This is a genomic window from Plastoroseomonas hellenica (assembly GCF_018129085.1).
GTDB lineage: Bacteria > Pseudomonadota > Alphaproteobacteria > Acetobacterales > Acetobacteraceae > Plastoroseomonas > Plastoroseomonas hellenica.
This window is the reverse complement of sequence record NZ_JAAGBB010000034.1, coordinates 17386-40589: the sequence shown is the minus strand read 5'-3', so window position 1 is coordinate 40589 and position 23204 is coordinate 17386. Positions and strand designations below refer to the sequence as shown.

General features: G+C 69.9%; 26 protein-coding genes. 12 read left to right on the top strand and 14 right to left on the bottom strand.

The window, feature by feature from the left end:
- Positions 1 to 116: 116 nt before the first annotated feature.
- The 4 genes from GXW71_RS23805 (at position 117) to GXW71_RS23790 (ending at position 2707) form a co-directional block, all read left to right on the top strand.
- On the top strand, positions 117 to 434 hold the full coding sequence (locus GXW71_RS23805; protein ID WP_211855184.1) for a co-chaperone GroES: 318 nt from the start codon (positions 117 to 119) through the stop codon (positions 432 to 434).
- 53 nt (positions 435 to 487) lie between these two features.
- On the top strand, positions 488 to 2122 hold the full coding sequence (groL, locus tag GXW71_RS23800) for a chaperonin GroEL (protein ID WP_211855183.1): 1635 nt from the start codon (positions 488 to 490) through the stop codon (positions 2120 to 2122).
- An 83-nt stretch (positions 2123 to 2205) separates the two neighbouring features.
- Positions 2206 to 2343, top strand: coding sequence for a hypothetical protein (locus tag GXW71_RS23795; protein WP_211855182.1), 138 nt, complete (start codon positions 2206 to 2208; stop codon positions 2341 to 2343).
- A gap of 151 nt (positions 2344 to 2494) precedes the next feature.
- Complete coding sequence (locus tag GXW71_RS23790) at positions 2495 to 2707, top strand: hypothetical protein (RefSeq protein WP_211855181.1); 213 nt, start codon at positions 2495 to 2497, stop codon at positions 2705 to 2707.
- A 16-nt stretch (positions 2708 to 2723) separates the two neighbouring features.
- Here GXW71_RS23790 and trhA read toward each other — a convergent pair whose 3' ends face one another.
- Positions 2724 to 3380: a PAQR family membrane homeostasis protein TrhA gene (trhA, locus tag GXW71_RS23785; RefSeq protein ID WP_211855180.1), complete on the bottom strand. Its 657-nt coding sequence runs from the start codon at positions 3378 to 3380 to the stop codon at positions 2724 to 2726.
- Positions 3381 to 3509: 129 nt separating this feature from the next.
- Here trhA and GXW71_RS23780 point away from each other — a divergent pair, with 129 nt between their 5' ends.
- Complete coding sequence (locus GXW71_RS23780; protein ID WP_211855179.1) at positions 3510 to 3833, top strand: hypothetical protein; 324 nt, start codon at positions 3510 to 3512, stop codon at positions 3831 to 3833.
- A 33-nt stretch (positions 3834 to 3866) separates the two neighbouring features.
- Here GXW71_RS23780 and GXW71_RS23775 read toward each other — a convergent pair whose 3' ends face one another.
- Together GXW71_RS23775 and GXW71_RS23770 are read right to left on the bottom strand one after the other, a co-directional pair.
- Positions 3867 to 5162 (bottom strand): MFS transporter, encoded by a 1296-nt coding sequence (locus GXW71_RS23775; RefSeq protein WP_211855178.1) that lies wholly within the window; start codon positions 5160 to 5162, stop codon positions 3867 to 3869.
- 61 nt (positions 5163 to 5223) lie between these two features.
- Complete coding sequence (locus tag GXW71_RS23770) at positions 5224 to 5799, bottom strand: TetR/AcrR family transcriptional regulator (protein ID WP_211855177.1); 576 nt, start codon at positions 5797 to 5799, stop codon at positions 5224 to 5226.
- A gap of 107 nt (positions 5800 to 5906) precedes the next feature.
- Between GXW71_RS23770 and GXW71_RS23765 the strand changes: the two genes are divergently transcribed.
- On the top strand, positions 5907 to 7070 hold the full coding sequence (locus GXW71_RS23765) for an acetyl-CoA C-acyltransferase (protein ID WP_211855176.1): 1164 nt from the start codon (positions 5907 to 5909) through the stop codon (positions 7068 to 7070).
- Positions 7071 to 7123: 53 nt separating this feature from the next.
- Positions 7124 to 7924 carry an SDR family NAD(P)-dependent oxidoreductase gene (locus tag GXW71_RS23760; RefSeq protein WP_211855175.1) on the top strand — a complete coding sequence of 267 codons (801 nt, stop codon included), beginning with the start codon at positions 7124 to 7126 and terminating at the stop codon, positions 7922 to 7924.
- Between the two features lie 26 nt (positions 7925 to 7950).
- Here GXW71_RS23760 and GXW71_RS23755 read toward each other — a convergent pair whose 3' ends face one another.
- Positions 7951 to 8184 carry a hypothetical protein gene (locus GXW71_RS23755; protein WP_211855174.1) on the bottom strand — a complete coding sequence of 78 codons (234 nt, stop codon included), beginning with the start codon at positions 8182 to 8184 and terminating at the stop codon, positions 7951 to 7953.
- A gap of 158 nt (positions 8185 to 8342) precedes the next feature.
- Here GXW71_RS23755 and GXW71_RS23750 point away from each other — a divergent pair, with 158 nt between their 5' ends.
- Both GXW71_RS23750 and GXW71_RS23745 read left to right on the top strand, forming a co-directional pair.
- A complete protein-coding gene (locus GXW71_RS23750; RefSeq protein WP_211855173.1) occupies positions 8343 to 8780 on the top strand; it encodes a PPC domain-containing DNA-binding protein in 438 nt (145 codons plus the stop codon).
- A gap of 14 nt (positions 8781 to 8794) precedes the next feature.
- The gene (locus tag GXW71_RS23745) at positions 8795 to 9658 is read left to right on the top strand and encodes an SDR family oxidoreductase (protein ID WP_211855172.1); all 864 of its coding nucleotides are present in this window, start codon (positions 8795 to 8797) and stop codon (positions 9656 to 9658) included.
- A gap of 43 nt (positions 9659 to 9701) precedes the next feature.
- Here GXW71_RS23745 and GXW71_RS23740 read toward each other — a convergent pair whose 3' ends face one another.
- Positions 9702 to 10118, bottom strand: coding sequence for a PRC-barrel domain-containing protein (locus GXW71_RS23740; RefSeq protein WP_211855171.1), 417 nt, complete (start codon positions 10116 to 10118; stop codon positions 9702 to 9704).
- 202 nt (positions 10119 to 10320) lie between these two features.
- Between GXW71_RS23740 and GXW71_RS23735 the strand changes: the two genes are divergently transcribed.
- Positions 10321 to 10677 carry a con-10 family general stress protein gene (locus GXW71_RS23735; protein ID WP_246526834.1) on the top strand — a complete coding sequence of 119 codons (357 nt, stop codon included), beginning with the start codon at positions 10321 to 10323 and terminating at the stop codon, positions 10675 to 10677.
- 84 nt (positions 10678 to 10761) lie between these two features.
- Entirely contained in the window at positions 10762 to 10989 is a 228-nt protein-coding gene (locus tag GXW71_RS23730) for a KGG domain-containing protein (RefSeq protein WP_211855170.1), read from the top strand.
- A gap of 2 nt (positions 10990 to 10991) precedes the next feature.
- Here GXW71_RS23730 and GXW71_RS23725 read toward each other — a convergent pair whose 3' ends face one another.
- The 9 genes from GXW71_RS23725 to GXW71_RS23685 all read right to left on the bottom strand — a co-directional run bounded on the left by GXW71_RS23725 (position 10992) and on the right by GXW71_RS23685 (position 22156).
- Entirely contained in the window at positions 10992 to 11381 is a 390-nt protein-coding gene (locus GXW71_RS23725; RefSeq protein ID WP_211855169.1) for a DUF4150 domain-containing protein, read from the bottom strand.
- An 11-nt stretch (positions 11382 to 11392) separates the two neighbouring features.
- The gene (locus GXW71_RS23720) at positions 11393 to 11992 is read right to left on the bottom strand and encodes a DUF3540 domain-containing protein (RefSeq protein ID WP_211855168.1); all 600 of its coding nucleotides are present in this window, start codon (positions 11990 to 11992) and stop codon (positions 11393 to 11395) included.
- Between the two features lie 32 nt (positions 11993 to 12024).
- Positions 12025 to 13086, bottom strand: a complete 1062-nt coding sequence (locus tag GXW71_RS23715) for a pentapeptide repeat-containing protein (protein WP_211855167.1) — start codon at positions 13084 to 13086, stop codon at positions 12025 to 12027.
- The gene (locus tag GXW71_RS23710; protein WP_211855166.1) at positions 13083 to 15686 is read right to left on the bottom strand and encodes a DUF2169 family type VI secretion system accessory protein; all 2604 of its coding nucleotides are present in this window, start codon (positions 15684 to 15686) and stop codon (positions 13083 to 13085) included. Before GXW71_RS23710 ends, GXW71_RS23715 begins: the two co-directional genes overlap by 4 nt.
- A 19-nt stretch (positions 15687 to 15705) precedes the next feature.
- Entirely contained in the window at positions 15706 to 16080 is a 375-nt protein-coding gene (locus tag GXW71_RS23705; RefSeq protein ID WP_211855165.1) for a hypothetical protein, read from the bottom strand.
- Positions 16081 to 18177, bottom strand: coding sequence for a type VI secretion system Vgr family protein (locus tag GXW71_RS23700; RefSeq protein ID WP_211855164.1), 2097 nt, complete (start codon positions 18175 to 18177; stop codon positions 16081 to 16083). It abuts the gene before it with no gap.
- Between the two features lie 185 nt (positions 18178 to 18362).
- The gene (locus GXW71_RS23695; protein WP_211855163.1) at positions 18363 to 20510 is read right to left on the bottom strand and encodes a molybdopterin cofactor-binding domain-containing protein; all 2148 of its coding nucleotides are present in this window, start codon (positions 20508 to 20510) and stop codon (positions 18363 to 18365) included.
- Positions 20507 to 20974 carry a (2Fe-2S)-binding protein gene (locus GXW71_RS23690; RefSeq protein ID WP_211855162.1) on the bottom strand — a complete coding sequence of 156 codons (468 nt, stop codon included), beginning with the start codon at positions 20972 to 20974 and terminating at the stop codon, positions 20507 to 20509. The genes GXW71_RS23695 and GXW71_RS23690 overlap by 4 nt, the downstream gene beginning before the upstream one ends.
- A gap of 75 nt (positions 20975 to 21049) precedes the next feature.
- A complete protein-coding gene (locus GXW71_RS23685; protein WP_211855161.1) occupies positions 21050 to 22156 on the bottom strand; it encodes an aldo/keto reductase in 1107 nt (368 codons plus the stop codon).
- A 165-nt stretch (positions 22157 to 22321) separates the two neighbouring features.
- Between GXW71_RS23685 and GXW71_RS23680 the strand changes: the two genes are divergently transcribed.
- On the top strand, positions 22322 to 23194 hold the full coding sequence (locus GXW71_RS23680) for a helix-turn-helix transcriptional regulator (RefSeq protein ID WP_211855160.1): 873 nt from the start codon (positions 22322 to 22324) through the stop codon (positions 23192 to 23194).
- Positions 23195 to 23204 lie beyond the last annotated feature (10 nt).

Below are 23204 nucleotides of genomic sequence, written 5' to 3'. Positions count from 1 at the left end.
AACGCCCAGGTTGTTGGCACTCCCGCAGGTTGAGTGCCAGCACCTCCTGCAGGCGCGCCCTGTCCCACCGGGCAAGCACACCAGCCGCGACGCTGGCACCGAAAGACATCTCCTTCATGAAATTCCGTCCCTTGCACGACAGGGTCGTCATCCGTCGGCTCACCGCCGAGGAGAAGTCCAAGGGCGGCATCATCATTCCCGATACGGTGCAGGAGAAGCCGCAGGAAGGTGAGGTCGTGGCGGTCGGCCCTGGCGCCTTCAACGACGCAGGCGTGGTCACGCCGCTGCAGGTGAAGGCCGGCGACCGCGTGCTGTTCGGCAAATGGTCGGGCAACGAGGTGAAGATCGACGGCGAAGAGCTGCTGATCATGAAGGAATCCGACCTCATGGGCGTGATCGAAGGCGCCGCGGCGGTGCGCGACAAGGCCGCGTGACGCGCCTGCCGACGACGCCCGCCCTTCCCAACTGACTCAGGAGTACCGGTCCCATGGCTTCCAAAGACGTTCGCTTCGGCGAAGATGCCCGCAGGCGCATGCTGCGTGGCGTCGACATCCTTTCCGACGCGGTGAAGGTCACGCTCGGCCCCAAGGGCCGCAACGTGGTGCTCGACAAGAGCTACGGCGCGCCGCGGATCACCAAGGACGGCGTGACCGTCGCCAAGGAGATCGAGCTGGCCGACAAGTTCGAGAACATGGGCGCGCAGATGGTGCGCGAAGTGGCCTCGAAGACCAACGACATCGCCGGTGACGGCACCACGACCGCGATCGTGCTGGCCCAGGCCATCGTGCGCGAGGGCGTGAAGGCGGTCGCCGCCGGCATGAACCCGATGGACCTGAAGCGCGGCGTGGACACCGCCGTTGGCGCCATCGTCGTCGAGCTGGCGGCGCGTACCCGCAAGATCACGACCGAGGCCGAGACGGCGCAGGTCGGTACGATCTCCGCCAATGGCGAGAGCGAGATCGGCGAGATGATCGCGCGCGCCATGCGGAAGGTCGGTTCCGAAGGCGTGATCACCGTCGAGGAGGCCAAGGGCATCGAGACCGAGCTCGAGGTCGTCGACGGCATGCAGTTCGACCGCGGCTATCTCTCGCCCTACTTCATCACCAACGCCGAGAAGATGATCGTCGATCTGGACAACCCCTATATCCTGATCTTCGAGAAGAAGCTCTCGCAGCTCCAGCCGATACTGCCGCTGCTCGAGGCTGTGGCGCAGTCCGCCCGTCCCCTGCTGATCGTGGCGGAAGACATCGAGGGCGAGACGCTCGCGACCCTGGTCGTCAACAAGCTGCGCGGCGGCCTGAAGGTCGCGGCGGTGAAGGCGCCCGGCTTCGGCGATCGCCGCAAGGCGATGCTCGAGGATATCGCGGCGCTGACCGGCGGCGAGGTGATCTCCGAAGACCTCGGCATCAAGCTCGAGAACGTGACGCTCGCCCAGCTTGGGACGGCGAAGACGGTGCGGATCGAGAAGGAGACCACGACGATCGTCGATGGCGCCGGCTCCAAGGATGCGATCAAGGCGCGCGTCGAGCAGATCAAGGCGCAGATCGAGGAGACCACCTCGGACTACGACCGCGAGAAGCTGCAGGAGCGTCTGGCGAAGCTGGCCGGTGGCGTTGCCGTCATCCGCGTCGGCGGCTCGACCGAGGTCGAGGTGAAGGAGCGCAAGGATCGCGTCGACGACGCGCTGCATGCGACCCGCGCCGCGGTCGAGGAAGGCATCGTCCCGGGCGGCGGCGTCGCATTGCTGCGCGCCAGCCTGGTCCTGGCGACGCTGAACCCGGTCAATCCGGACCAGAAGTTCGGCATCGAGATCGTGCGCCGCGCCATCCAGGCCCCGTTGCGGCAGATCGCAGCGAATGCAGGCGAGGACGGCGCGGTGATTTCCGGTGATGTTCTCCGGAAAGACGACTACAATTGGGGCTTCGACGCGCAGACCGGCGAATACAAGGACCTGGTGGCGGCCGGCGTCATCGACCCGACGAAGGTGGTGCGCGCCGCCTTGCAGCATGCGGCCTCCGTCGCCGGGCTGTTGATCACCACCGAGGCGATGGTGGGCGATCGCGTCGAGCGGAAAGGCCATGCGGCCGGCGCTTCCGGCGGCACGGACGACCTCGACTACTGACGCCAGGACGACCGCCTGCTGGAGCGGCCGCCTGGCGGCGGCCGCTTCAGCGCGTCGCACATACGGCATCGGAGGAGACGGATATGGCCAAAGGTCAGAAGCGCAGCGGCCGCGAGGCGAAGAAGCCCAAGGCCGAGAAGAAGCCGGCACCGGTCGCGGCGTCGCCCTTCACGCGGGTGCCGCCACCGAAGGCGCCGGTACGCGGGCGCGACGAAAGCTGAAGGCGGCCGTACGGCGACGGGACATCGCGCCGCAGCGGCGGACCAGGCCGGGCTGGGCCTGCGCAGAGGGGCCGGCCCGCGCCGCATTGCGCTGCACGGGGCGCCAGCTTGTGTTACACCCGGCGTGTCAAACGCTCCTGGGAGAATGATCATGGCGCGCCACAGCTTTGCGGTCGGCCAAAGCATCGAATTCGTGCCTGGCAGGTTCGACGGCGCTGCCCCGGGCGGCATTTACACGGTCGTTCGCCAGCTTCCGAACGATGCGGGGGATCGCGAGTATCGGGTGAAGCATGCCCGCGATGGCCATGAGCGAGTCATCCGGGAGAGCCAGATGCGCCGCGGACCGAACTCTCCGCTCGGCTGAGGACGCTCGCGCCGTTTTAACCGGCGGCAAGGCGGAGCACGACCGCGTAGTGGCACGCGGCGGCGGCCAGCACGAGCGCGTGCCACACCGCGTTGTGGTAGCGCAGCCGGGTCGAGAGATGCACGATCACGCCGAAGCTGTAGAGCAGCCCGCCGGCGAAGATCAGCCCGAGATCCAGCGCCGGCAATGCCGCGATCAGCGGGCCGAGCGCCGCAAGCCCGGCCCAGCCGAGCAGCAGATAGGCCAGGATCGAGGCGCGTTCGAAGCGTGCCGGCGCCAGCAGCTTGAGCGCGACCCCGCCGGCTGCGCCGGTCCACACGAAAGCGAGGAGCGCCGTGCCCCAGGTGCCGCCGATCCCGAGTGCTGCGATCGCGGTGTAGGTGCCGGCGATCATCACGAAGATTGCCGCGTGGTCGAAGCGGCGCAGCAGCGCTTTCCTCGGCCCCTCGCCGGTCAGGTTATAGAGGGCGGAGCAGCCGAGCATGGCAGTGAGCCCGGCCGCATAGAGGCCGAGCGACATCGCGAGACCCGCATCCACCGGCCGCCGGGCTGCCAAGGCCAGGATGATGCAGGCCGTCAGCGCGGCGGCGAGGCCGAGGATGTGGATGACCGCATCGGCGGCCTGTTCGCCCCGGCTGTAGCGGGAGAGGGTCTCCGCGGCGCTGTGGAGCATCGGATCGGTTCTCCGTGGCGTCGGTCCATGGCTTGGACGATGAAGATTGCCCCAAGCCTCCACGCCGGGCCACCAGATAGCGGTCGCCGTGCCCCGCGCCACCACGAACCCCGATCCAAAGGACGTCACATGGACAAGACCGAACTGACCAACTGGGCGCTGGCGAACGGATGGCGGATCATCGCCGGCAGTCCCAGCCTGACCAAGCCGTCCTCGCCCAAGGAGGCCATCGTTCGGATGGTGTTCAAGGCGACGGTCGTGAATCTCGAGATCAAGAAGCCGGCCGGGACGTGGGAGAAGGTCGCGGGCGAGAGCTACGCGAAGGTGGTGCCCGATCCTGATACGGGGCTGCCGGGTGGCCTCGGCTTCGACACCATCCCGGGCATCACGATGCTCATGGAGAAGAACAAGGACAGCATGGTCTTCGCCAAGATGACGGGAAAGCCGGGGTAAGCAGTCCCGGCCCGCCCCGGCTGGCGCCATCGGTCACGCCGCGCCCTTGATGGCGGCGTCGCGTTGCTTGGACCCGGCCCCCAGGGCCAGCAGCGCCGCCAGCAGGCAGGCGGCACCGGCGATGTAGAAGGCGGGCAGGTAGCTCGCCAAGGCATCGCGGCTCAGCCCCGCGCCCGCGGCGGCGATCGCGGCGCCGAGCTGGTGCGCGGTGAACACCCAGCCGAAGACCAGCGGCGCGCGGTCCCGCCCGAAGGCCTGGCCGGCGAGCCTCACCGTCGGCGGCACCGTCGCGATCCAGTCCAGCCCGTAGAACACCGCGAAGAGCGACAGCCCATAGAGCGAGAAGGTGCTGGACGGCAGCGCCAGCAACGAGAGGCCGCGCAGGCCGTAGTACCAGAACAGCAGCTTGCGGTTGTCGTAGCGATCCGACAGCCAGCCGGAGGCGATGGTGCCGATGAAGTCGAAGGCGCCCATCAGCGCCAGCACCGAGGCGGCCTCCACCGGCGCCATGCCGAAATCACCGCAGAGCGGGATGAAATGCGTCTGGACCAAGCCATTGGTGGACAGGCCGCAGATCATGAACGTCGCGAACAGGATCCAGAAGACGCGTGAGCCTGACGCCTCGGCCAGCGTCGCGAAGGCGGTCCGCACCGGGTTGCCAGCCGGCGGCCGGGGCGGCGCCGCGGCGGGCGCCGCGGTGTCGCCATAGGCTGCAAGGCCGAGCTCCGCCGGATGGTCGTGTCCGAACAGCAGCATCAGCACGCCGGCCAATACGCAGGCGGCCAGGCCCGGGATCATCGCGACGCGCCAGCCGTCATTCTGCGCCAGCCAGGCGGCCAGTGGCAGGAAGGCGAGCTGGCCAGTGGCATTGGCGGCGGTGAGCAGGCCAAGCACCAGGCCGCGCCGCCGCACGAACCAGCGGCCGGCGACGGTCGCGCCCAGCACCAGCGCCGTCATCCCGGTGCCGAGACCGGCCATCACGCCCCAGCAGAGCCAGAGCTGCCAGAGCTGCGTCATGCCCATCGACGCGACGCAGCCGAGGACGACGAGGGCGAGCGCCACCGCGACCGTGTAGCGCAGGCCGTAGCGCTGCAGCAGCGCGGCGGCGAAAGGCGCCATCAGCCCGTACAGCAGCAGCCGCAGCGCCAGCGCGCCGGAGATGGAGGCGGTGTCCCAGCCGGTCTCGCCCTGCAGCGGCAGCAGCAGCGCGCCGAGAATCCCGAGCGCCCCGGCGGAGGAGACCGCGACCAGGAAGGTCAGCGCGACCATCACCCAGCCATAATGGATGCCGCGCCGCGCCAGTGCCGGCGCGATCAGGGAAGACAGCATGCGGTCGGTCCTTCGGGCGGCCGCGGCGCGGCCGGTTGCGGGAGGGTGTGCGGCCGGTCGGTCACGCCGCCTGGGTGAGGTGCCGGGCGCTGGCCGCCAGGATGCGGTCGGACAGGCCAGGATCGTCCACCGCCCTGGCCAGGATCAGGGTGCCGACCAGGGCAGAGAGCAGGGCCAGCGCCGCATCCTCCGGCGCATGGCGCCGGCGCCGCGGCAGCAGGGCCGCCAGCCGCGCCGCCAGGCTGCGCAACCCCTCGGTGAAGGCATGCCGCACGGAAGCCGGGCCGCGGTGGATCTCGGAGCCGAGTGCGGCCAGCGCGCAGCCCTCGCCCGGCCGATCCCGATGCTGGGCCGTCAGGTAGCGCCCGACGACCACGGCGACGGGGTCTTGTCCGGGCACGGCGCCAGCCTCCGGCAGCAGCCGCGTGTCGCCCAGTGCCAGCGCCTCGCTCAGCGCCTCCGCGGCCAGCCGCTCCTTGGAGCCGAACTGGCTGTAGAGGCTGCCATGGGTCATCCCGGCGGCCTCGGCCAGGGCATCGACGCCGACGCCCGCCAGGCCATGCTCGCGGAACAGCCGCGCCGCGGCGGTCAGGATCCGCGCCCGGTTCTCCGCGGCCTTCTCCTTGGAAACCTTCACGATCGGCCCTCCTGGCTGGGTCCATGAATATTAATGGCGATCGCCATCTTTAAAGTTCAGATAGCGACCGCCATCATAACCCGCAACCCCATGCCATGGAGCGCGCCATGTCCGAAGACCCCATCGTCATTGCCAGCGCCTTCAGGACGCCGCTCGGCCGCTTCCAGGGCGCCCTTTCGGCAGTGCGCGCGCCGGATCTCGGGGCGACCGCCATCCGCGCCGCGGTCGCCGGCGCCGGCGTGGCACCCGCGGATGTCAGCGAGGTGCTGATGGGCTGCGTGCTGCCGGCCGGGTTGAAGCAGGCGCCGGCCCGCCAGGCGGCGCGCTTCGCCGGGCTGCCGGATGCGACCGGGGCCACCACCGTGAACAAGGTCTGCGGCTCCGGCATGAAGGCGGTGATGCTCGGCCACGACCTGCTGCGCGCCGGCTCGGCCGAGATCGTGGTCGCCGGCGGCATGGAGAACATGTCGGGCGCCCCCTACCTGCTCCACAAGGCGCGGTCCGGCTATCGCGCCGGGCACGCGACGCTGTTCGACCACATGGCGCTGGACGGGCTGGAGGATGCTTACGAGGCCGGCCGCTCCATGGGCAGTTTCGGGGAAGCGACGGCCGAGCGCTACGGCTTCACCCGCGCCGACCAGGACGCCTATGCGATGGAGACGCTGCGCCGCGCCAAGGCCGCCGTGACCGACGGCGTCTTCGCCTCCGAGGTGGTAGCGGTCGGCGAAGTGGCGCAGGACGAGATCCCGCAGCGCCTCTCGCCGGAGCGCATTCCCGGCCTGAAGCCTGCCTTCCGCACCGACGGCACCATCACCGCGGCCAGCAGCAGCGCCAATGCCGATGGCGCCGCCGCGCTGGTGCTGACCCGGCGCTCGGTCGCGGCGCAGCGTGGCCTGCCGATGCTGGCCGCAATCCGCGGCCATGCCGCGCACAGCCAGGCACCCGAATGGTTCACCACGGCCCCGGCGCCGGCGATCCGCAAGCTGCTCGGCCGCGTCGGCTGGTCGGCCCAGGATGTCGACCTCTTCGAGATCAACGAAGCCTTCGCCGTGGTGGCCATGGCCGCGATGCGGGAGCTCGAGCTGCCGCATGAGAAGGTGAACATCCACGGCGGCGCCTGCGCGCTCGGCCATCCGATCGGTGCGACCGGCGCGCGGCTGCTGGTCACCCTGCTGCATGCGCTGACCCGCCGCGGCCAGCGGCGCGGCATCGCGGCGCTTTGCATTGGCGGCGGTGAAGCGACCGCGGTCGCGATCGAACGCCTGACCTGACTTTCCCGGGACCGGCCAGGTGGCCGGTCCCCCTTTCCCCCGGAGACATCACCATGACTACCCCGAACGGCGCCGGCACGGCGCTGATCACCGGCGCATCGTCCGGCATCGGCGCCGTCTATGCCGATCGTCTGGCCCGGCGCGGCCACGACCTAATCCTGGTCGCCCGCGACCAGCAGCGGCTGGAGGTGCTGGCGGCACGGCTGACGCAGGAGACGGGCCGGCGCGTGGACGTGCTGCCGGCCGACCTGGCGCAGCCGTCGGACCGGCGCCGCGTGGAAGACCGGCTGCGCCAGGATCCGGCCATCACCCTGCTCGTGAACAATGCCGGCGTCAGCGCCAGCGGCGGGCTGGCGGATGGCGACCTCGACCGGCTGGAGGCCATGATCCAGGTCAATGCGATCGCCGTGATGCGGCTGGCCGGTGCGGTGGCGCCGGGCTTCGCCGCGCGCGGCCGCGGCACCATCATCAACATCGCCTCCGTCCTCGCGCTGGCACCGGAGCTGTTCAACAGCGTCTACAGCGGCACCAAGGCCTTCGTGCTCAATCTCAGCCTGGGTCTGCACAAGGAGGTCGGCGAGCGCGGCGTGCGCGTGCAGGCGGTGCTGCCCGGCGCGACCCGGACCGAGATCTGGGCGCGCTCCGGCACGGACCCGGCACATCTGCCGCAGGAGATGCTGATGGGCGTGGAGGAGATGGTGGACGCGGCGCTGGCCGGGCTGGATCAGGGTGAGCTGGTCACCATCCCCTCCCTGCCCGATGCCGGGCAGTGGGTGGCATTCGACGCTGCCCGGCGGGCGATGCAGCCAAACCTGTCGCGCGACCGTGCGGCCGAACGCTACCGGGCAGGATAGGGCGGATCGTGCCTGCGCGGCCGGGTTCAGACCCGGTCGCGCAGCGCGGAAATGCCCGCGTGTTTCGCGCAGTTAGCGCAGCAGAAGATGCGCCCGTCCTGCTCCACCCCATGGCCGATGATGCGGCAGGCGCAATGCTCGCATCGCGGTGCCATCGCCTCGATCGCGCATTCGAAACTGTCGAAGGTCAGCGATCGGCCCGCCATCACGACATCGAACGCCTTGTCGTAGTCGTTCCCGCATTGCGCGCAGCGCGCCATGGCAGCCTCCCGTCGCGGGTTGCGATCCTGTCTGAAACCCGGGTTCGGAGTACGGTTGCGTCCTTGCGTGGCCGCAAGGGCGCAACGCGGCGTGAACCACCCGTCCGCCGCGCAACGCCGCTGGCCGGGCGCCGTTCCAGCGGTACCGGGAGGTTCGCATGAACAGCAGACAGATCCACGGCGCCGACGGGCTCCGGACCTTCGTCGTCGTGCTGGATGACGGCGATGAGGCGATGCAATCCCTCCAGGCCTTCGCCAAGGCGGAACGGGTGGGCGCCGCGCAGGTCACCGCGATCGGCGCCTTCGCCGAGGCGGAGCTCGCCTTCTGGGACATCGGCAGCCGCACCTATCTCCGCCATCCCGTGGCGGAGCAGACCGAGGTGCTGAGCCTGCTCGGCGACGTCGTCGAGGACGAGAAGGGCGCGCCGGCGCTGCATCTGCATGCGGTGCTCGGCCGCCGCGACGGGACCACGCTCGGCGGCCATTTCATGACCGGCCGCGTGCGGCCGACGCTCGAGATCATCGTGAACGAAACGCCCGCGCACCTCCGTCGCCGCTTCGACCCACGGCTCGGCCTCGCCACCATCCGCGTCTGAGAGGAGCTTCGGCCATGTCCCAGAAGGAGCAGCGCCCCCGTCAGCACCAGGACCGCCAGCCGGGCCTGGAGGAGGAGATGCGGCCGAAGCCGCGCTCTTCCATGTCGACCTATGTCGGCAGCGGCCGGCTACAGGGCAAGACGGCGCTCATCACCGGCGGCGATTCCGGCATCGGACGGGCGGTCGCGGTCGGCTTCGCGAAGGAGGGCGCCGATGTCGCCATCGTCTATCTCGATGAGCATGAGGATGCCGGCGTCACCCACGCGCTGGTCACCGCGGCCGGCCGGCGATGTCATCTGCTTGCCGGCGATGTCGGCGACCCCACCTTCTGCCGGACTGCCGCGACCGAGGCTTCGGCGCTGCTCGGCGGGCATATCGACGTGCTCGTGAACAATGCCGGCGAGCAGCACATCACCGAGGATTTCGCCCAGATCGATGAGCGCCAGGTCGAGCGCACCTTCCGGACGAATATCCTCGGCACGATGTGGATGACGAAATATGCCCTGCCCCACATGCCGCGTGGCGGGGCCATCGTGAACACGACCTCCATCACCGCCTATCGCGGCCATGAGCAGTTGATCGACTATGCCGCGACCAAGGGCGCCATCGTCGCCCTGACCCGCAGCCTGGCCGCCGCACTGAAGGAGCATGATATCCGCGTCAATGCGGTGGCGCCGGGGCCGATCTGGACGCCGCTGATCCCCGCGAGCTTCGATGCAGAGAAGACGGCGCAGCACGGCGCCTCCGCGCCCATGGAGCGTGCCGGCGAGCCGGACGAGGTGGCACCGAGCTTCATCTTCCTCGCGTCCAGCCGGGACAGCAGCTACTTCACCGGCCAGGTGCTGCACCCGAATGGCGGCACGGTCATCAACGGCTGATCGCGGCAGGCGGCGCGGCATCGGCCGCGCCGCCTGCGCAGGCTCAGATCAGGGTCGAGGTGCCGCGCGGCAAGCCGTAGTAGTCATCGACCTTGTTCGCCCAGTTCGCATCCGCGCGTGACCAGTCGCTTACCGACCGGCCTTCGTAGCGCGGCGCGCCCTCGAGCTGCTCCGCAGTGATCGAGATGACATAGCCGTCGAGTTCCGTGTCGAAATGAAGCTGCGACCAGGGCAACGGGTAATATTCGGTACCGATGCCGAGCAGACCGCCGAAGGACAGCACCGCATAGGCGACCTCGCCCTCGACCTTCCGGATCATCACGGTGTGGATGGAGCCGAGCCTGTTGCCACGCGGATCATAGACCGCCGTGCCCTCGACCTTGTCGGAGGCGATGAGCGCGGCGGTCTCGTCGCGAGCGGCGCTTTCGGTGAGGGTGTGGGTTGGGCGCGTTCTGGCCATGGATGGTCTCCTGCTTGCAGCCTCTGGCGAGAACAGCGTGGCGGCATGCGGGTTGAAGCCCGCGCGCGGTCGTGACGCGCCACGGCCAAGTCACGCACATCGCTGTGCTGGATGCCGTCGTGGAACAGCGGGAACTGCACTGGCGGGGCTTCGTTAACCGGGTGTCCACACGGACGGATGAAAAGCAAAAGGAGGATCTGGCATGGCCCAGTCCGAACAGAATCACCCTAACCAGAGCGGCCGCGGCTTCGCGTCGATGGACGAGAGGAAGCAGCGTGGCATCGCTTCGAAGGGCGGCCAGAGCGTGCCTGACGAAAAGCGGAGCTTCTCCAGGGACCACGAACTCGCCGCCGAGGCCGGCCGCAAGGGCGGCCAGAGCGTTCCGGACGAGAAAAGGAGCTTCTCGCAGAACCATGAGCTTGCCTCCGAGGCCGGCCGCAAGGGCGGCCAGCAATCGCATGGCGGGAGCGCGGGCGGCGCCCCGCGCGGCGGTTCCGGCAATTTCGCGGAGGATCGCCAGCGTGCCTCGGAAGCCGGCCGCAAGGGCGGCCAACACTGAACTCGGGAAAGCACGGGGCAGGCCGGAAGGCCTGCCCCGCACGGGGGCGGATGGCTACGGGATCGTGCCAGCAGGGTGACGCCGATGACGGAAGCAGGCAAGAAAAGCAGGCGTGGCTTCGCTGCCATGAATGACGACAAGCAGCGCGACCTCGCCGCCAGGGGCGGGCGCAGCGTTCCGCCCGGCAAGCGCAGCTTTGCGCGCGACCCCGCTTTGGCCGCCGAAGCCGGCCGCAAGGGCGGCGGACACGCGCATAGCGGCGCCGGGACCCGATCCGGGAGCAGCGGCGGAACCGACCGCCCGGAGGACTAGGTTCAGGGCGCCAGGATCAGGACCCGGACCTGGCTCGGCACGATGCGTGCGCCGACCATGTTGGTGCTGTTCTGCAGGCTCATCGAGGTGAGCCGCGTCGCCGGCATGCCGCCGATCAGCGTGGTGAAGGATGCCGTCAGGTGCCGCGACGGGCCCATCACCGTGCCGGAGGCGACGCCGGTCGCGACGCCGGTGTTGTCGCCGTTGGTCAGCGGCGTGACGGTGGCAAGGTTGTGCTGCGGCATGGCCATGATCATCACCCGCACCTGGCTCGGGATCGCCGTCGGCCCCAGCGCGATATCCGGATAGGGGAGCGGCACCGGCACCGGCGGCGTGAGGCAGACATCCGGGAAGGCCAGGTCGAGGCCCATCATCTGGGAATTGGCGAACATCGGCCTTGTCCTCAGCCCATGTGGATCTGCGCTGCGTCGACCTTCACCAGGACCGCCGCGTGCATCACCGCGGTCTCGCCGCGGAGGTTCATATGGCCGGAGGCGCGGTGGTCTACGCCCTGGGCGCGGAGATGATCGGTCTCCTCGACGAAGCGATAGCTGCGCCGGGCCCGGGTAAGCAGCCGGGTGACGAGGCTTTCGATCGCCTCGGCCACCAGGCCGATGCGGCCAAACCGCGCGGCCACCTTGCCGCCGGACAGCGCGAGATCCTCGATCGCGACCTGGCCGGTGCGGGCGCTCATCACCAGGGTCTCCGCGTTGAGCGTGAGGCGGCCACCATCGGAGGCGACCTCCATATCGCCGGCGACGGCAAGGCGGATGGGCCGGCTGCCCGGACGCTCCAGCACCGCCAGCACATAGGGCTGCGCCGCGGGCCCGCCGAGCAGCACCAGGTCACCCGGCTCCGGTTCGATCAGGCAGGAGATCGCGCGGCGGGCGGCGATGCGCGTGCCGCCGCGCAGCACGGTCAGGGCGGCGCCTTCGTGCAGCACCACCTCGGCCAGGAGGGTCTCGGTGGCCGCGATCATCGGCATGGGAGAAAGGGCGTTCATCGGCATCCTTCCGGAAAAAAAGCTGAGGCATGTCAGGCGGTCCGCCAGCGGTCCTGCCACCGTTCCGCCTGCACGCGATGGGGATCGGGCGACAGGGCCTGGCCGCGGTTGGGTATGGCGGCGCCCTGGTGCTGTACCTCATGCAGATTGGCACGGAAGAGGGTCGCGCCGCTCAGATCGGCGCCGTCCAGCCGGGCGTGGCTGAGATCGGCATAGGTCATGTCGCATTGGGTAAAGCGCGCCCGTGTCGCGACCATGCCGACGCAGATCGCCTGGTACAGGCGGGCGCCGGTCAGATCCGCCTCGGATAGGTCGGCACCCGAGAGGATGGCGTTGCTGAGGTCGGCGCCACGCAGCGTGGCCCCTGGCAGCGCAGCCTCCATCAGCACGGCCTGGGTCAGGTTCGCGCCGTCGAGGCAGGCGCGGTCGAGCTTGGCCTTGAGCAGCCCGGCCTGGTGGAGATTGGCGCGCGCCAGGTTGCAGCCGGAGAGATCGCATTCCATGAGCTGGCAGGCCGGAAAGCCCATGCCCGACAGGTCGCGCCCGGCGAAGTTGGACTGCATGAGCACGGTGCGGAAGAAACGCGCGCCGTCGAGTGGCACGCTTGTGAAATCGGCGCCGATGATCACGCCGCCTTCCAGATTGGCGCCGCTGAGGTCGAGCCGCCGCGTGTCGCATTTCGCGACCGCCAGGCGACCGCAATTGGCCTCGGCGAACGAGGCCCCGACCAGCACCGTTTCCATCATCCGGCTTTCGGTCAGGTCGCAGCCGCGCAGCGTGGCGCCGGTCAGGTCGCATTGGATCGCGTTCATGGTGACGGTGCGCGCCCCGGTGAACCGGGCCTGCACGAAGCTGCATTCGATGAAGCTGGCATGGGTGAGGTCGGCATTGCCGAGATCGGCGCCGTCGAAGCGCGCCTTCATCACGATCGCTTCGCGGAAATTGGCACCGCTGAGATCGGCGCCGCTGAAATCCACGCCTTCGCAGATGCCGCCGGAGAGATCGGCGCCGGAGAGCCTGGCGCCGGCGAAGTTCTGCTGCTGGGTGACGACCTCACCGTCCCGCACCAGCGCTTCCAGGACCGCGCGGCTCATGCCGGCAGCCGCCGCGGCACCAGCTTGGTGCGGGTGCGCTGCACCCGGTCATAGCGGGTGGCGCTGTCGGCCTGGATGCGGCCGAGATCGGCCTCGTAGAGGCTGCTGTCGCTGAGGTTGGCGCTGCGGAGATCGGCACGCCCGAGATTGGCGCCCATGAGATCGGCCCGGGTCATCGTCGCTCCGTTCAGATTGGCCGCGACGAATCGCGCCTGGCGCGCCCGCGCGAGGTCGAAGGAGGCGCCGGCAAGATCGCAGTCCGAGAGGTCGGCGCCGTCGAGCAGCGTGCCACGGAACATCGCCCCGGCGAGACGGGTGCCGCGGAAATTGGTGCCCTCGCAGCGCGCGGCATCGAGGGTGGCGCCCGTCAGGTCGCTCTCGACGAAGATGGCGGTGGTCAGGTTGGCATTGCTGAACACGATCCCCGCCGCGCGTGCCTTGATGAAGGAGGCGCGGTGCAGGGAAGCGGCGGTGAGATCGGCGCCGGCGAGATCGACATTATAGAAGAGCGCCTCGTCGAGCTGCGCGCCGATCGCGCGCATCCCCGCAAGTGCGCTGTCCCTCAGCATCAGCTTCGGCGCCGTGACATCCGAGAAATCGGCCCCTTCGAGCGGCGTCTCGTCGAGCTGGGCACCGCTCAGGTCGGCGCGGCGCAGGCTTGCTTTGCGCAGGTCGGTGCCGCGCAGCACCGCATCGCGCAGCACCGCGCCCGAGAGGTCGGCGCCCTGCAGCGAGGCCCGGCCCAGATTGGCTTCCACCATCTGCGCGCCGGCGAGCCGCGCCCCATCCATGCGCGCATGCGCGAGCACGGCGCGGCCGAGCTTCGCGCGGGTGAGGTTGGCACCGGTGAGATCGGCGCCGTCGAGCCAGGCCTCGGTCAGGTCGAAGCCGGCGAGGTCGGCGCCGGCGAGGTCGGCGCCGCAGAGATCGAGGCGCACAGCACTGCGCTGCCCGTCAAAGAGCCGCGCGCGCAATATGTAGTTGGCGGCGGCATCGAGGCGTGGCGCCGGATCCTGCGCATCGGCCGAAGCGAGATAGGCATCGCGCAGCTGGGCTTCCGCCTTGTCCCAGCTCCCGGTGATTTCAGGGTCCGCCAGGACGATGCGAATCTGGCTGGCATCCAGCCCCTCGGCCTCCAGCGCCTCGGCCAGCGCCTCTGCGTCCCGGCGCTTGGCGGCCGCTGAGAAGACCGGCGGCCCCGCCGGCTTTTTGTCCGCAGGCGAGATGGTGAGGCCATGCTGGGCTGCCAGCGCATTGGCGATCTCCGCCTGCTTTGCCGCCGCCGCCTCGCCTTCCTTCTTGTGGCGCTCCGAATCGGCCAGGATGCGCTCCACCCGGGCCGGCAGCTCCTCGAGGCTGGGCGGCGGCTCCTCGGGCGGCATCGGCGGCATGGCGTATTTGTCGGGATCGAGGCCCAGCGCGCGGACGCGCTCGCGGTCGCGCTCGATCTCCAGCGCCTGGCGGCGCCGCATCCGCTTGTGCACCAGCCCCTCTTCGGCCGTGCGCGCCTTGGCTTCCTCGACATCGGGGTCGCTCAGGATCAGCTCGGCGGGCACCAGATCGCTGTCGCGCAGCGCCTCGAGCACGCCGTATTCCGGATCGAGGCGCTTCGCCAGGACCGCGGCGAACTGGGCGGCCGGGCGCGGCGCGCCGAGGCGGTCGGCACCGAGCAGCAGCCGCTCCACGTCGCGGGCATCCTCCTCCGCCACCCGCACGCGGCCATGATGGATCATCACCAGGCGACGGCGATTGGGGAAGAACCACACCGTGGTAAGCCCGAGCGGCACTTCCTCCAGCCCCTCGGTGCCGCGGCGCTGGATGAAGATGCGCGGTGCGATGCCGGGGAGCCGGCCGGTCAGCTCCGGCAGCTCCCGATGCATGTTCTCGATCGCGTAGTCCTCGTCGCCCCGGAGGAAGCCGGGGAAGCGCTGATCTGGGGCGGCCGCCATAAGGATCCGCCAATCGATGTCGCGGGCAAAGCCCGGGAATTCCTCCTGCAGCCAGCGCGGATCATAGGTGCCGGCGAGTTTGGAACGCTGCGGCCAGGCGATGTCGATGGGGCCGAAGCCGAGCGGTCGCGGCTCGCCGACTCGTGCGTCGCGGTCGGCCTCCACCACATTCGGCAGCGGGATGCGGTAGCCAATGCCGGCAAGGGGCAATTCCTCGGTACCGCGGCCGAGCGGATTCTCCGCGACCTTCGGCCCGCCATAGGCGCGTTCCCAGCCCATCGGCATTTCGGTGAAGGCTGCGGGCTCGGTGGCGCGGCCCTCCTCGATATGGCGGTCGCCCACCGCCATCAGGCGCTTGGTGACGAAGCCGAGGCGGGCAGAGACCGTCACCGCCCGGGCGGGCATGCCGCCTGGCGTGAAGGCGCTGCCGGTCATCAGAAATTCGGCGGCGGTCTTGGGTAGCGCCAGGTCGAGCGGCTGGGTGGGCGGCAATTCCTCGGCCAGGAATTTCCACATCGCGATATCGCCGAGGATGCCCGGCGCCTCGCCCATCGGGCAGAAGGTGATCGCCGCGACACCCAGGAAAAAGCGCCGCTGGAATTCGATCGGGCGATGCAGCACCCCGAGCGCCAACGGCTTGATCACCTTCATGGACGAACCACTCCCCGGATCATGGCGCGAAGGCGACCTGCTCCGGCCGCTGCGGATCGAAGCGCACCGGGATGCGCCGGCCGGGGACGAAGAACTGCACGTCCGGGACTTCCATCACCCGATGGAAGGCCGCCTGCCAGGCGGGGCGTCCCTCCGCCGAGACCTCCAGCCGGATGATGATCTCCGGCAGATCGTTGAAGCGGTTGCCGGTATCCTCCAGCGCCAGGATGGTCGCCATCGCCGGCAGCCCCTCGGCGCGCAGCCGCGCCTCGCTGCGGTGCCGGAGATAGGATGGGCCCCAGACCATCGCGGGAATGCCGATCACCAGCGCCAGCAGGACGATAATGATGGCGCCGAGTTGCCAGAGGCCGCGCATGTCTTCGATACCGGCCATTCAGGTGACGATGGTGAAGCCGGTACTGAGCGAGAAGGCATAGGTTTTGGCCTTGAGCGCCTTGTTCTTGTACTCGAAGGCACCGGTTTTGACGGCGACGATGAAGTTGTCGAGCTTGACCCCGACGAAATCGGCCTTCACGCCGATGAAGGCCATGGCGAGACCGGTCAGGTCGAGCTTCATGCCGGCAATGCCGAGCTTGAAGCCATAGGCGTCGCCGGCATGCGAGCCGCTCTTGAACCAGGACGGCGCCACCGCGGTCTTGGTCGGGGCGACGATGTTCACCGCAGTGCCGCTGGTGATGTTGATCGCCGCCGGCGAGCTGATGTTGACGCCGGAGAGCGTCGTGATGTTGAGCGCGCCGGCCGTGACATTCATCGTGTAGGTGTTGGTGACGTTCTCGGTGATCGGGCCGGTGATGGTGCGCTTCTCGGTGCCGGTGACCGTCTCGTCGAAATCGGCGTCGACGACGGTCTTCCGCAGGGCGCCGTTGACGAACAGCGTCTCGTTGCCGTCGATCGTCGTCGTGCGGTTCTTCTTGACGTGCCGCGTCTCGTTGTTCTCGACGATGCTGTCGAGGTCCTTCTGCGCATGCAGGTAGATCTGCTCGGAGCCCTTCTTGTCCTCGAAGCGGAATTCGTTCGAACCGCCGCCGCCGAGCGAGGAGTTGCTCTTGATGCCGGACTGGGTCTTGTTCCCCGGCAGCGCCCAGGGCGGCATGTTGTCGGCGTTGTAGACGCGGCCGGTGATCAGCGGCCGGTCGGGATCTCCCTCCAGGAAATCGACCACCACCTCATGCCCCACGCGGGGGATATGCATGGCACCCCAATTGGCACCGGCCCAGATCTGCGACACCCGCACCCAGCAGGAGCTCTGCTCGTCGGCGGTGCCGTCCGGGTTGCGGTCCCAGTGGAAGCGCAGCTTCACCCGGCCGTACTTGTCCGTGTGGATCTCGCTGCCCGCCGGCCCGGTCACCGTCGCCGTCTGTGTCCCGCGCACGAAGGGGCGGGGCGTGGTGCGCGCCGGGCGATACGGCACGCTCGCCGGGATCGCCGCGAACTCATTGCCGTAGCGGCTGCCCTCCGCATCCTCGTCCGATGCCCAGAAGGAGGTGTCGCGCGCCGTATGCCGAACCTCCGTGATCAGGCAGAGCTCGGCCCCGACGCCGTCCTGGTCGTCGATCGTCACGCGGTAGCCGGCAGTCATGGTCTTGGTGTCGCCGCCGCCGCGCATGATGCGGTGCCGCGCTTCCTCCTGCTCGATGCGCAGGCGGGTGACGGTGCCGCCTTCGCCGGGATTGGTGTAGCGGCCCGGATAGTCGAAGACCTCGTGGTCCTTCATCCGGGAGACGTCGAGATGGGTCGGCTTGTTCGCGCCCATATTCGTGGTCGGCGTCTCGAAGTTGTAATCGCGCATTGCCCAGGTGCCGGTGCGGAATTCCAGGTCCTGCTCGAACCAGGTGAGCTTCTCCTCGGTCGACAGCCCACCATAGGTGATGGTCTCCGGCACCAGCTTCGGCGCGCGCTGGTTCTGGTCCGCGATGACCAGCGTGTGCTGGCCGTCCTTGTGCTCATGCCAGTAGAAGAGGCCGACCTCCTCCATGAGGCGGGAGACGAAGTCGAGCGCGGTTTCCCGGTACTGCACGCAGTAGTCGAGCTTGGGGTAGCTGCCGGTCAGGCCGCGCTGCTCGACGGCGGTAAGGCCATGGATCTGGAAGACCTTGTCCAGCACCTGGGGCACGGTCATGGACTGGAAGATGCGGCAATCGGCCTTCTGGGAGAGGAACCAGAGGGCGGGGACGACCTCCGCCTGCCAGAGATGGGTGTCGAGGCGGCCGGAATGGCGGCGGGTCAGGCGGCGGACATGGCCATGGACCGGGCGATGGCCGGGTTCCGAGTTGGCGCCGACCCAGAGCGTGACGGGCTTGCCGAGCAGCTTGCGGACCTTGGCTTCCGGCTCGCGGGTGGCGAAGGCGATGCGGAACAGGAAGGGGCGGGAGATCGCGTCCTCGCCATCGAGCTCGATGAGCAACGCCTTGCTGTCGCCGAGCGGGGTATCGATGCGCAGCAGCCGCTCCGATTGGTCGTAGGCGTTCATCCTCAGGCTCCGACGCGGCAACCGGCAGGACACCGGCGGACGGACCCTAATCCGTTACGGCTTCGCACGTTTTACAGATATGTGTCGGTTCTGAGAGACCCGGCGCGCGCGCATCGCAGCGGTGCGGCACAGGAGGTGCCGACCGCATCACAAGCATGCGACCGAACGGCGTCAGCGGCGTGACGTCATCCGCCGCCGGCCGCATCCATCTCCGCCGCGAGATTGGCGGCGGTGAAGGGCATGCGGTGCGGCCGCACGCCGAGCGCGTCGTGGATGGCATTGGCGATCGCGGCGATGGTCGGCGCCAGCGCTGCCTCCCCGGCGCCGAGCGGCGGCTCCTCCGGCCGCGCGAGCAGCCGGAATTCCACGGCCGGCACCTCGGAGAAGCGCAGGATCGGATAGGCTTCCCAGGTGTCGCTGGTCACCCGCCGGCGATCGAAGCGCACCTCCTCCTTCAGCGCCATCGAGACGCCGTGGATGGCGCCACCCTCATACTGGTTCGCGATGCCATCGGGATTGATCGCCTCCCCCACATCGCCGGCGATCCAGAGGTGGCGGCAGACGATCTCCGCCTCGGCCGCGACCTCGGCCACCACCGCGCACCAGCCGCCGCTGTTCTTGTAGCGGGCATAGCCGATGCCCATGCCGATGCCTTCCCGCTTCGCGCGGGTCTCCCAACCGGCCAGCTCGGCGGCCGCACGCAGCACCGCCTGGCCGCGGGCGTCGTCCAGGTGGCGCAGCCGATAGGCGAGCGGATCGGCCCCCGCCTTCGCGGCCAATTCATCCATCACGGATTCGATCGCCAGCACATTGGTCGGCGCGCCGAGGCCGCGCAGCGCGCTGCTGCGGACCGGCATCGCGGTGATCCGCCGCAGCCCCACCTGCAGCCGCGGGATCCGGTAGGCCGGCACCGCATTGCGCTGGGCACCGCCACCGCTGGCGAGCGGCGGGTTGATCGCCGCCGGGATTTCGCTGGCGTCTGCGACATGCTCGACCGCGAGCAGGGTCGGCTTCGGGTTGCGGCCAGGGCGGGAGGAATGGCCCTGGCTGGTCACCTGCTGGCGCCAGGCGACGATATCGCCGGCGGCATCGGTCTCCGCCTCGATCTCGACCAGCATGGCCGAGGAGAAAGGCGCCCAGCCCAGCTCCTCCGCCCGGCTCCAGAGCAGCCGCACGGGAAGGCCGGGTGCGGCGCGCGCGGCGAGCGCCGCATCCAGCGCCACGTCGTCGGCGCCGTTGTGCCCATAACAGCCGGCGCCTTCGATGTGCCGGACCAGGATCTGCGTCTCCGGCACGCGGAGCGCCTTCGCCAGATCGGCGCGGAGATTGTAGATGCCCTGGCTGTGGCTCCAGACCTCGAGCTGATCGCCCTCCCAGCGCGCCACCGCGCAGCAGGTGCCGATCGAGGCATGGGCGACGAAGGGGCGGAAGAAGCGGGCGTGCAGGGTCGCGGCTGCCTCCGGCGCGGCCTCCGTACGGTCCACGACCACCGAATCCTCGCCGGGCGCGCTGCGCAGCCAGGCCTCCGCGCTCTCCGGCAGCGTGTCCTCCGCGTCCCATTCAGCGCGCGCCGTGACCCGTGCCGCCGCTGCCTCCGCGATCGCCTCTTCTGAGGCCAGCACGGCGAGGAAGCTGCCATCCCGCACCACCCGGGCATCGCCCGGCAAGGCACCATCCCGCAGTGCCGTGAACCGCGCCCGCCGCGCCGGCGGGCGCACCATGCGCGCATGCAGCATGCCGGGCAGACGCAAATCCTGGATGAAGCGGGCCGCGCCGAACACCTTGTCCGGCAGGTCGAGCCGTGGCGCCGCGCTGCCGGCAATGCGCCGCGCCGCCGGCGGCTTGGCCCGGCTTCCGGGCGATGCCTCGCAGGCGAGCAGCGCATCATCCGCCTGCGCCCAGTAGGAACCGATCGGCCCCTCCGGCCCGAGGAAGCTGCCGTCCTCGACGCGGATCGCCTCCAGCTTCACGCCGCTCCGCTGCGCGGCGACGGAGAGATGGATGGCGCGCGCCTCCGCGCAGGCATGGCGCAGTGCCATCCCGCTTTCCTGTACGGAGAGGCTGCCGGAGGTCACTGCCTCATTCGGGCTCGCCGGCGTCGCCGCCGCCTGCACCCGTACGCGCGCGAAGGCGATATCGAGCTCCTCCGCGGCGATCTGCGCCAGCGCGGTCAGGATGCCCTGGCCGAGCTCGACCTTGCCGGGCGTGATGGTGACCAGGCCCTCGGCGTGGATGCGGAGCCATTGGTCGAGCCGGCGATTGACATGCAGGCTGCCGGGCAGCCGCGGCTTGTCGCCGTCCCCGCTGGTCGCCTGGACATAAGCGAGGTTCATGGCGCGGCCCTCATCATCGACGCCGCGCGCTGCACCGCGCGCAGGATGCGGTTGTGGCTGCCGCAGCGGCAGAGATGCGGCTCCAGCGCGGCCCGAATGGCGGCTTCGTCCGGATCGGGGTTGGCCTGCAGCAGGGCGGCGGCGGAGATCAGGATGCCGGAGAGGCAGAAGCCGCATTGCCCGGCCTGCTCTGCGAGGAAAGCTGCCTGCAGCGGATGCGGCGCTTCCGGCGTGCCGAGGCCTTCCACGGTCGTGACGGCCCGGCCCGCCGCCGCTTCGGCCGGCAGGGTGCAGGCATAGCCAGGGCGGCCGTCCAGCAGGACCATGCAGGCGCCGCACTGCTCCTCCCCACAGCCGAAGCGCGGGCCGCTCAGCCCGAGCGATCCGCGCAGCAGATGCAGCAGGGAAGCGCCTTCCGGCGGCGCGCCCTCAGCCGGCTCTCCGTTCAGCGTGAAGGCGAGCATCGCGTCCCCATCCCTCCCGTTATCCACCCATCCTGCCTCAGGATCGGCAGGATGGGCAGGGCGGCCGCGTCGCGCTTACGCGAGGCGGCTGCGCAGCGCCGCCTGGGCCCGGGCGATGACGCCGGGATAGCGCTTGCCGGGATACCAGGGCATGCGCTCGAGCTCCGCGAAGCCCGGGATCGTCTCCATGTGCCGGACCATGCGCGCCCGCATCGCGGCATCCGGCAGCGGGCCACGCAAGGCCGCGATATTCTCCGCCGCATGGGCGGGGTTCGATGTCGCCGGCAGGGTGCAGGTGACGGCGGGATGCGCGATCACCCATTTCAGGAAGAACTGCGCCCAGGTGGTGGCGCCGAACTCGCGCGCGAAATCCGGCAGCGGCCGGCCTTCCACGATCCGGTGCAGCCGCGCCTTCTCGAGCGGCATGTTGACCAGCACCGCGGTGCCGGTATCGGCGGCGGCGCGCAGCACCGTCTCCTCCGCCTGGCGCGACAGGATCGAGTAGCGGACCTGGACGAAGTCGAGATTGCCGCGCCCGACCCATTCGGCCATGGCCGGGAAATAGACGTAGTCATGGTGGCTGATGCCGGCATAACGGGTCAGCCCTTCCCGCTTCCAGGCCTGCAGCATCGGCACCGCGATGTCGATGTTCACGAGGTTATGGCACTGCATGACGTCGATCCGCTCCCGCCAGAGTCGCGCCAGCGATGCCTCCAGGCTGCGCTGCGCATGGCCGGCATCAGCGAGGAAATCGCCCGTGCCCCAGAGCTTGTTGGTCATGAAGGCCTGGTCGGTGATGCCGAGCGCGGCCGCGAGCGTGCCGGCATTGACCTCCGCCATGCCATAGAGCGGCGAGGTGTCGATCACCCGCGCGCCGCCTTCCCAGTAGAGGCGCATCACCTCCCGGAAATGCTCGCGCGGCTGTCCCGGCAGCAGGTCGAAGGTGAGGAAGGTGCCGAGGCCGATGGCCGGCAGCACCTCCCCGCTGCGCGGGATGCGGCGCGTGATGACATCGGCCGCGGGCGGCGGTGCTGCGGGCCGGGCACCGCCTGGTGCCTGGGCCTGCGCCGGCGTGGCGCCGGGCGGCGCGGCCTGCGCGAGGAGGCCGGCGGCCCCGAGGCCGAGCCCGGTGCCGACGATGCCGCGGCGCGTGGGGCTTCCTGTGTTCTGTGAATTCGGCATTGCTCTGCTCCTGACCATGCCTGCCGCGCGCATCGCCGGCGGGTGGCCAGGAGCTGGGTCTGTGACAGCGGCGCGTCGCGCGCGATCCTGACCGGGGGCGCGCGATCCTCGCATCCCTTGCCGGTCTCCAGCCCGCTCCCGATATGCTGGGATCGAGGGGAAGCCATGGATCCAGGACCCGAGGCTGGTTACGTCCGCATGCTGGAGCCACGCTCCGAAGCCTGGCGCAGCGCCGCCTGGGGCATGGGCATTTTCGACACCGCCCGGCGCCCCTTCGCCGCGCTCGTCGAAGGCCGGATGCGGACGCCCCAGCACCTGCTGCTGGTAACGCTCCGCGGCGGCGCCCGCCGGCTGGAGGTGACGACGGAATGCGGCCACCGCTATGACGGCGCCGATCGCGCCGGCGCCGTCTCCTTCGTGCCGGCGCATTGCGGGCGGCATCTCCGGATGCACGGCGTGCGCTCCGAATGGGCGTCGATCGCCTTCCGGCCGGAAGCGATGGACGCGATCCTCGGCGCGGATGCGCGCGGACCGCTCGCGATCGCGGCCTTCACCAATGTCGAGGATGGCTTCCTCGCGGGCCTCGTGGGCGAGTTCCGCCGGCACCTGGACGAAGACGGCACGCTCGATCCGCTCTATGCCGACAGCATGGGTATCGCCGCCGCGCGCTACCTGGCGCGGCGCTTCGGCCGGCCAGCGACGCCCGCGCCGGCCGCGAAGCTGGCGCCCTGGCAGCTCCGGCGCATCGAAGCGCTGGTGGAAGCGCGGCTCGGGGAGGAGATTCGGATCGCGGAGCTCGCCGCGGCGATCGGGCTCTCGGCTGGGCATTTCCATCGGGCCTTCCGTGCGACCACCGGCAAGACCCCGCTCGCCCATGTGACGGAGGCGCGCATTCGCCGCGCGATCGGCATCGCGGCGACCGAGCCGCTGTCCGTCGCCGAACTCGCGCTCCGCGTCGGCTTCGCCAGCCCCAGCCATTTCGCGCGCCTGTTCCGGCGCGCGACAGGCGTCGCGCCTTCACGGCTCAGGCGGGGCTAGAACGGGACCC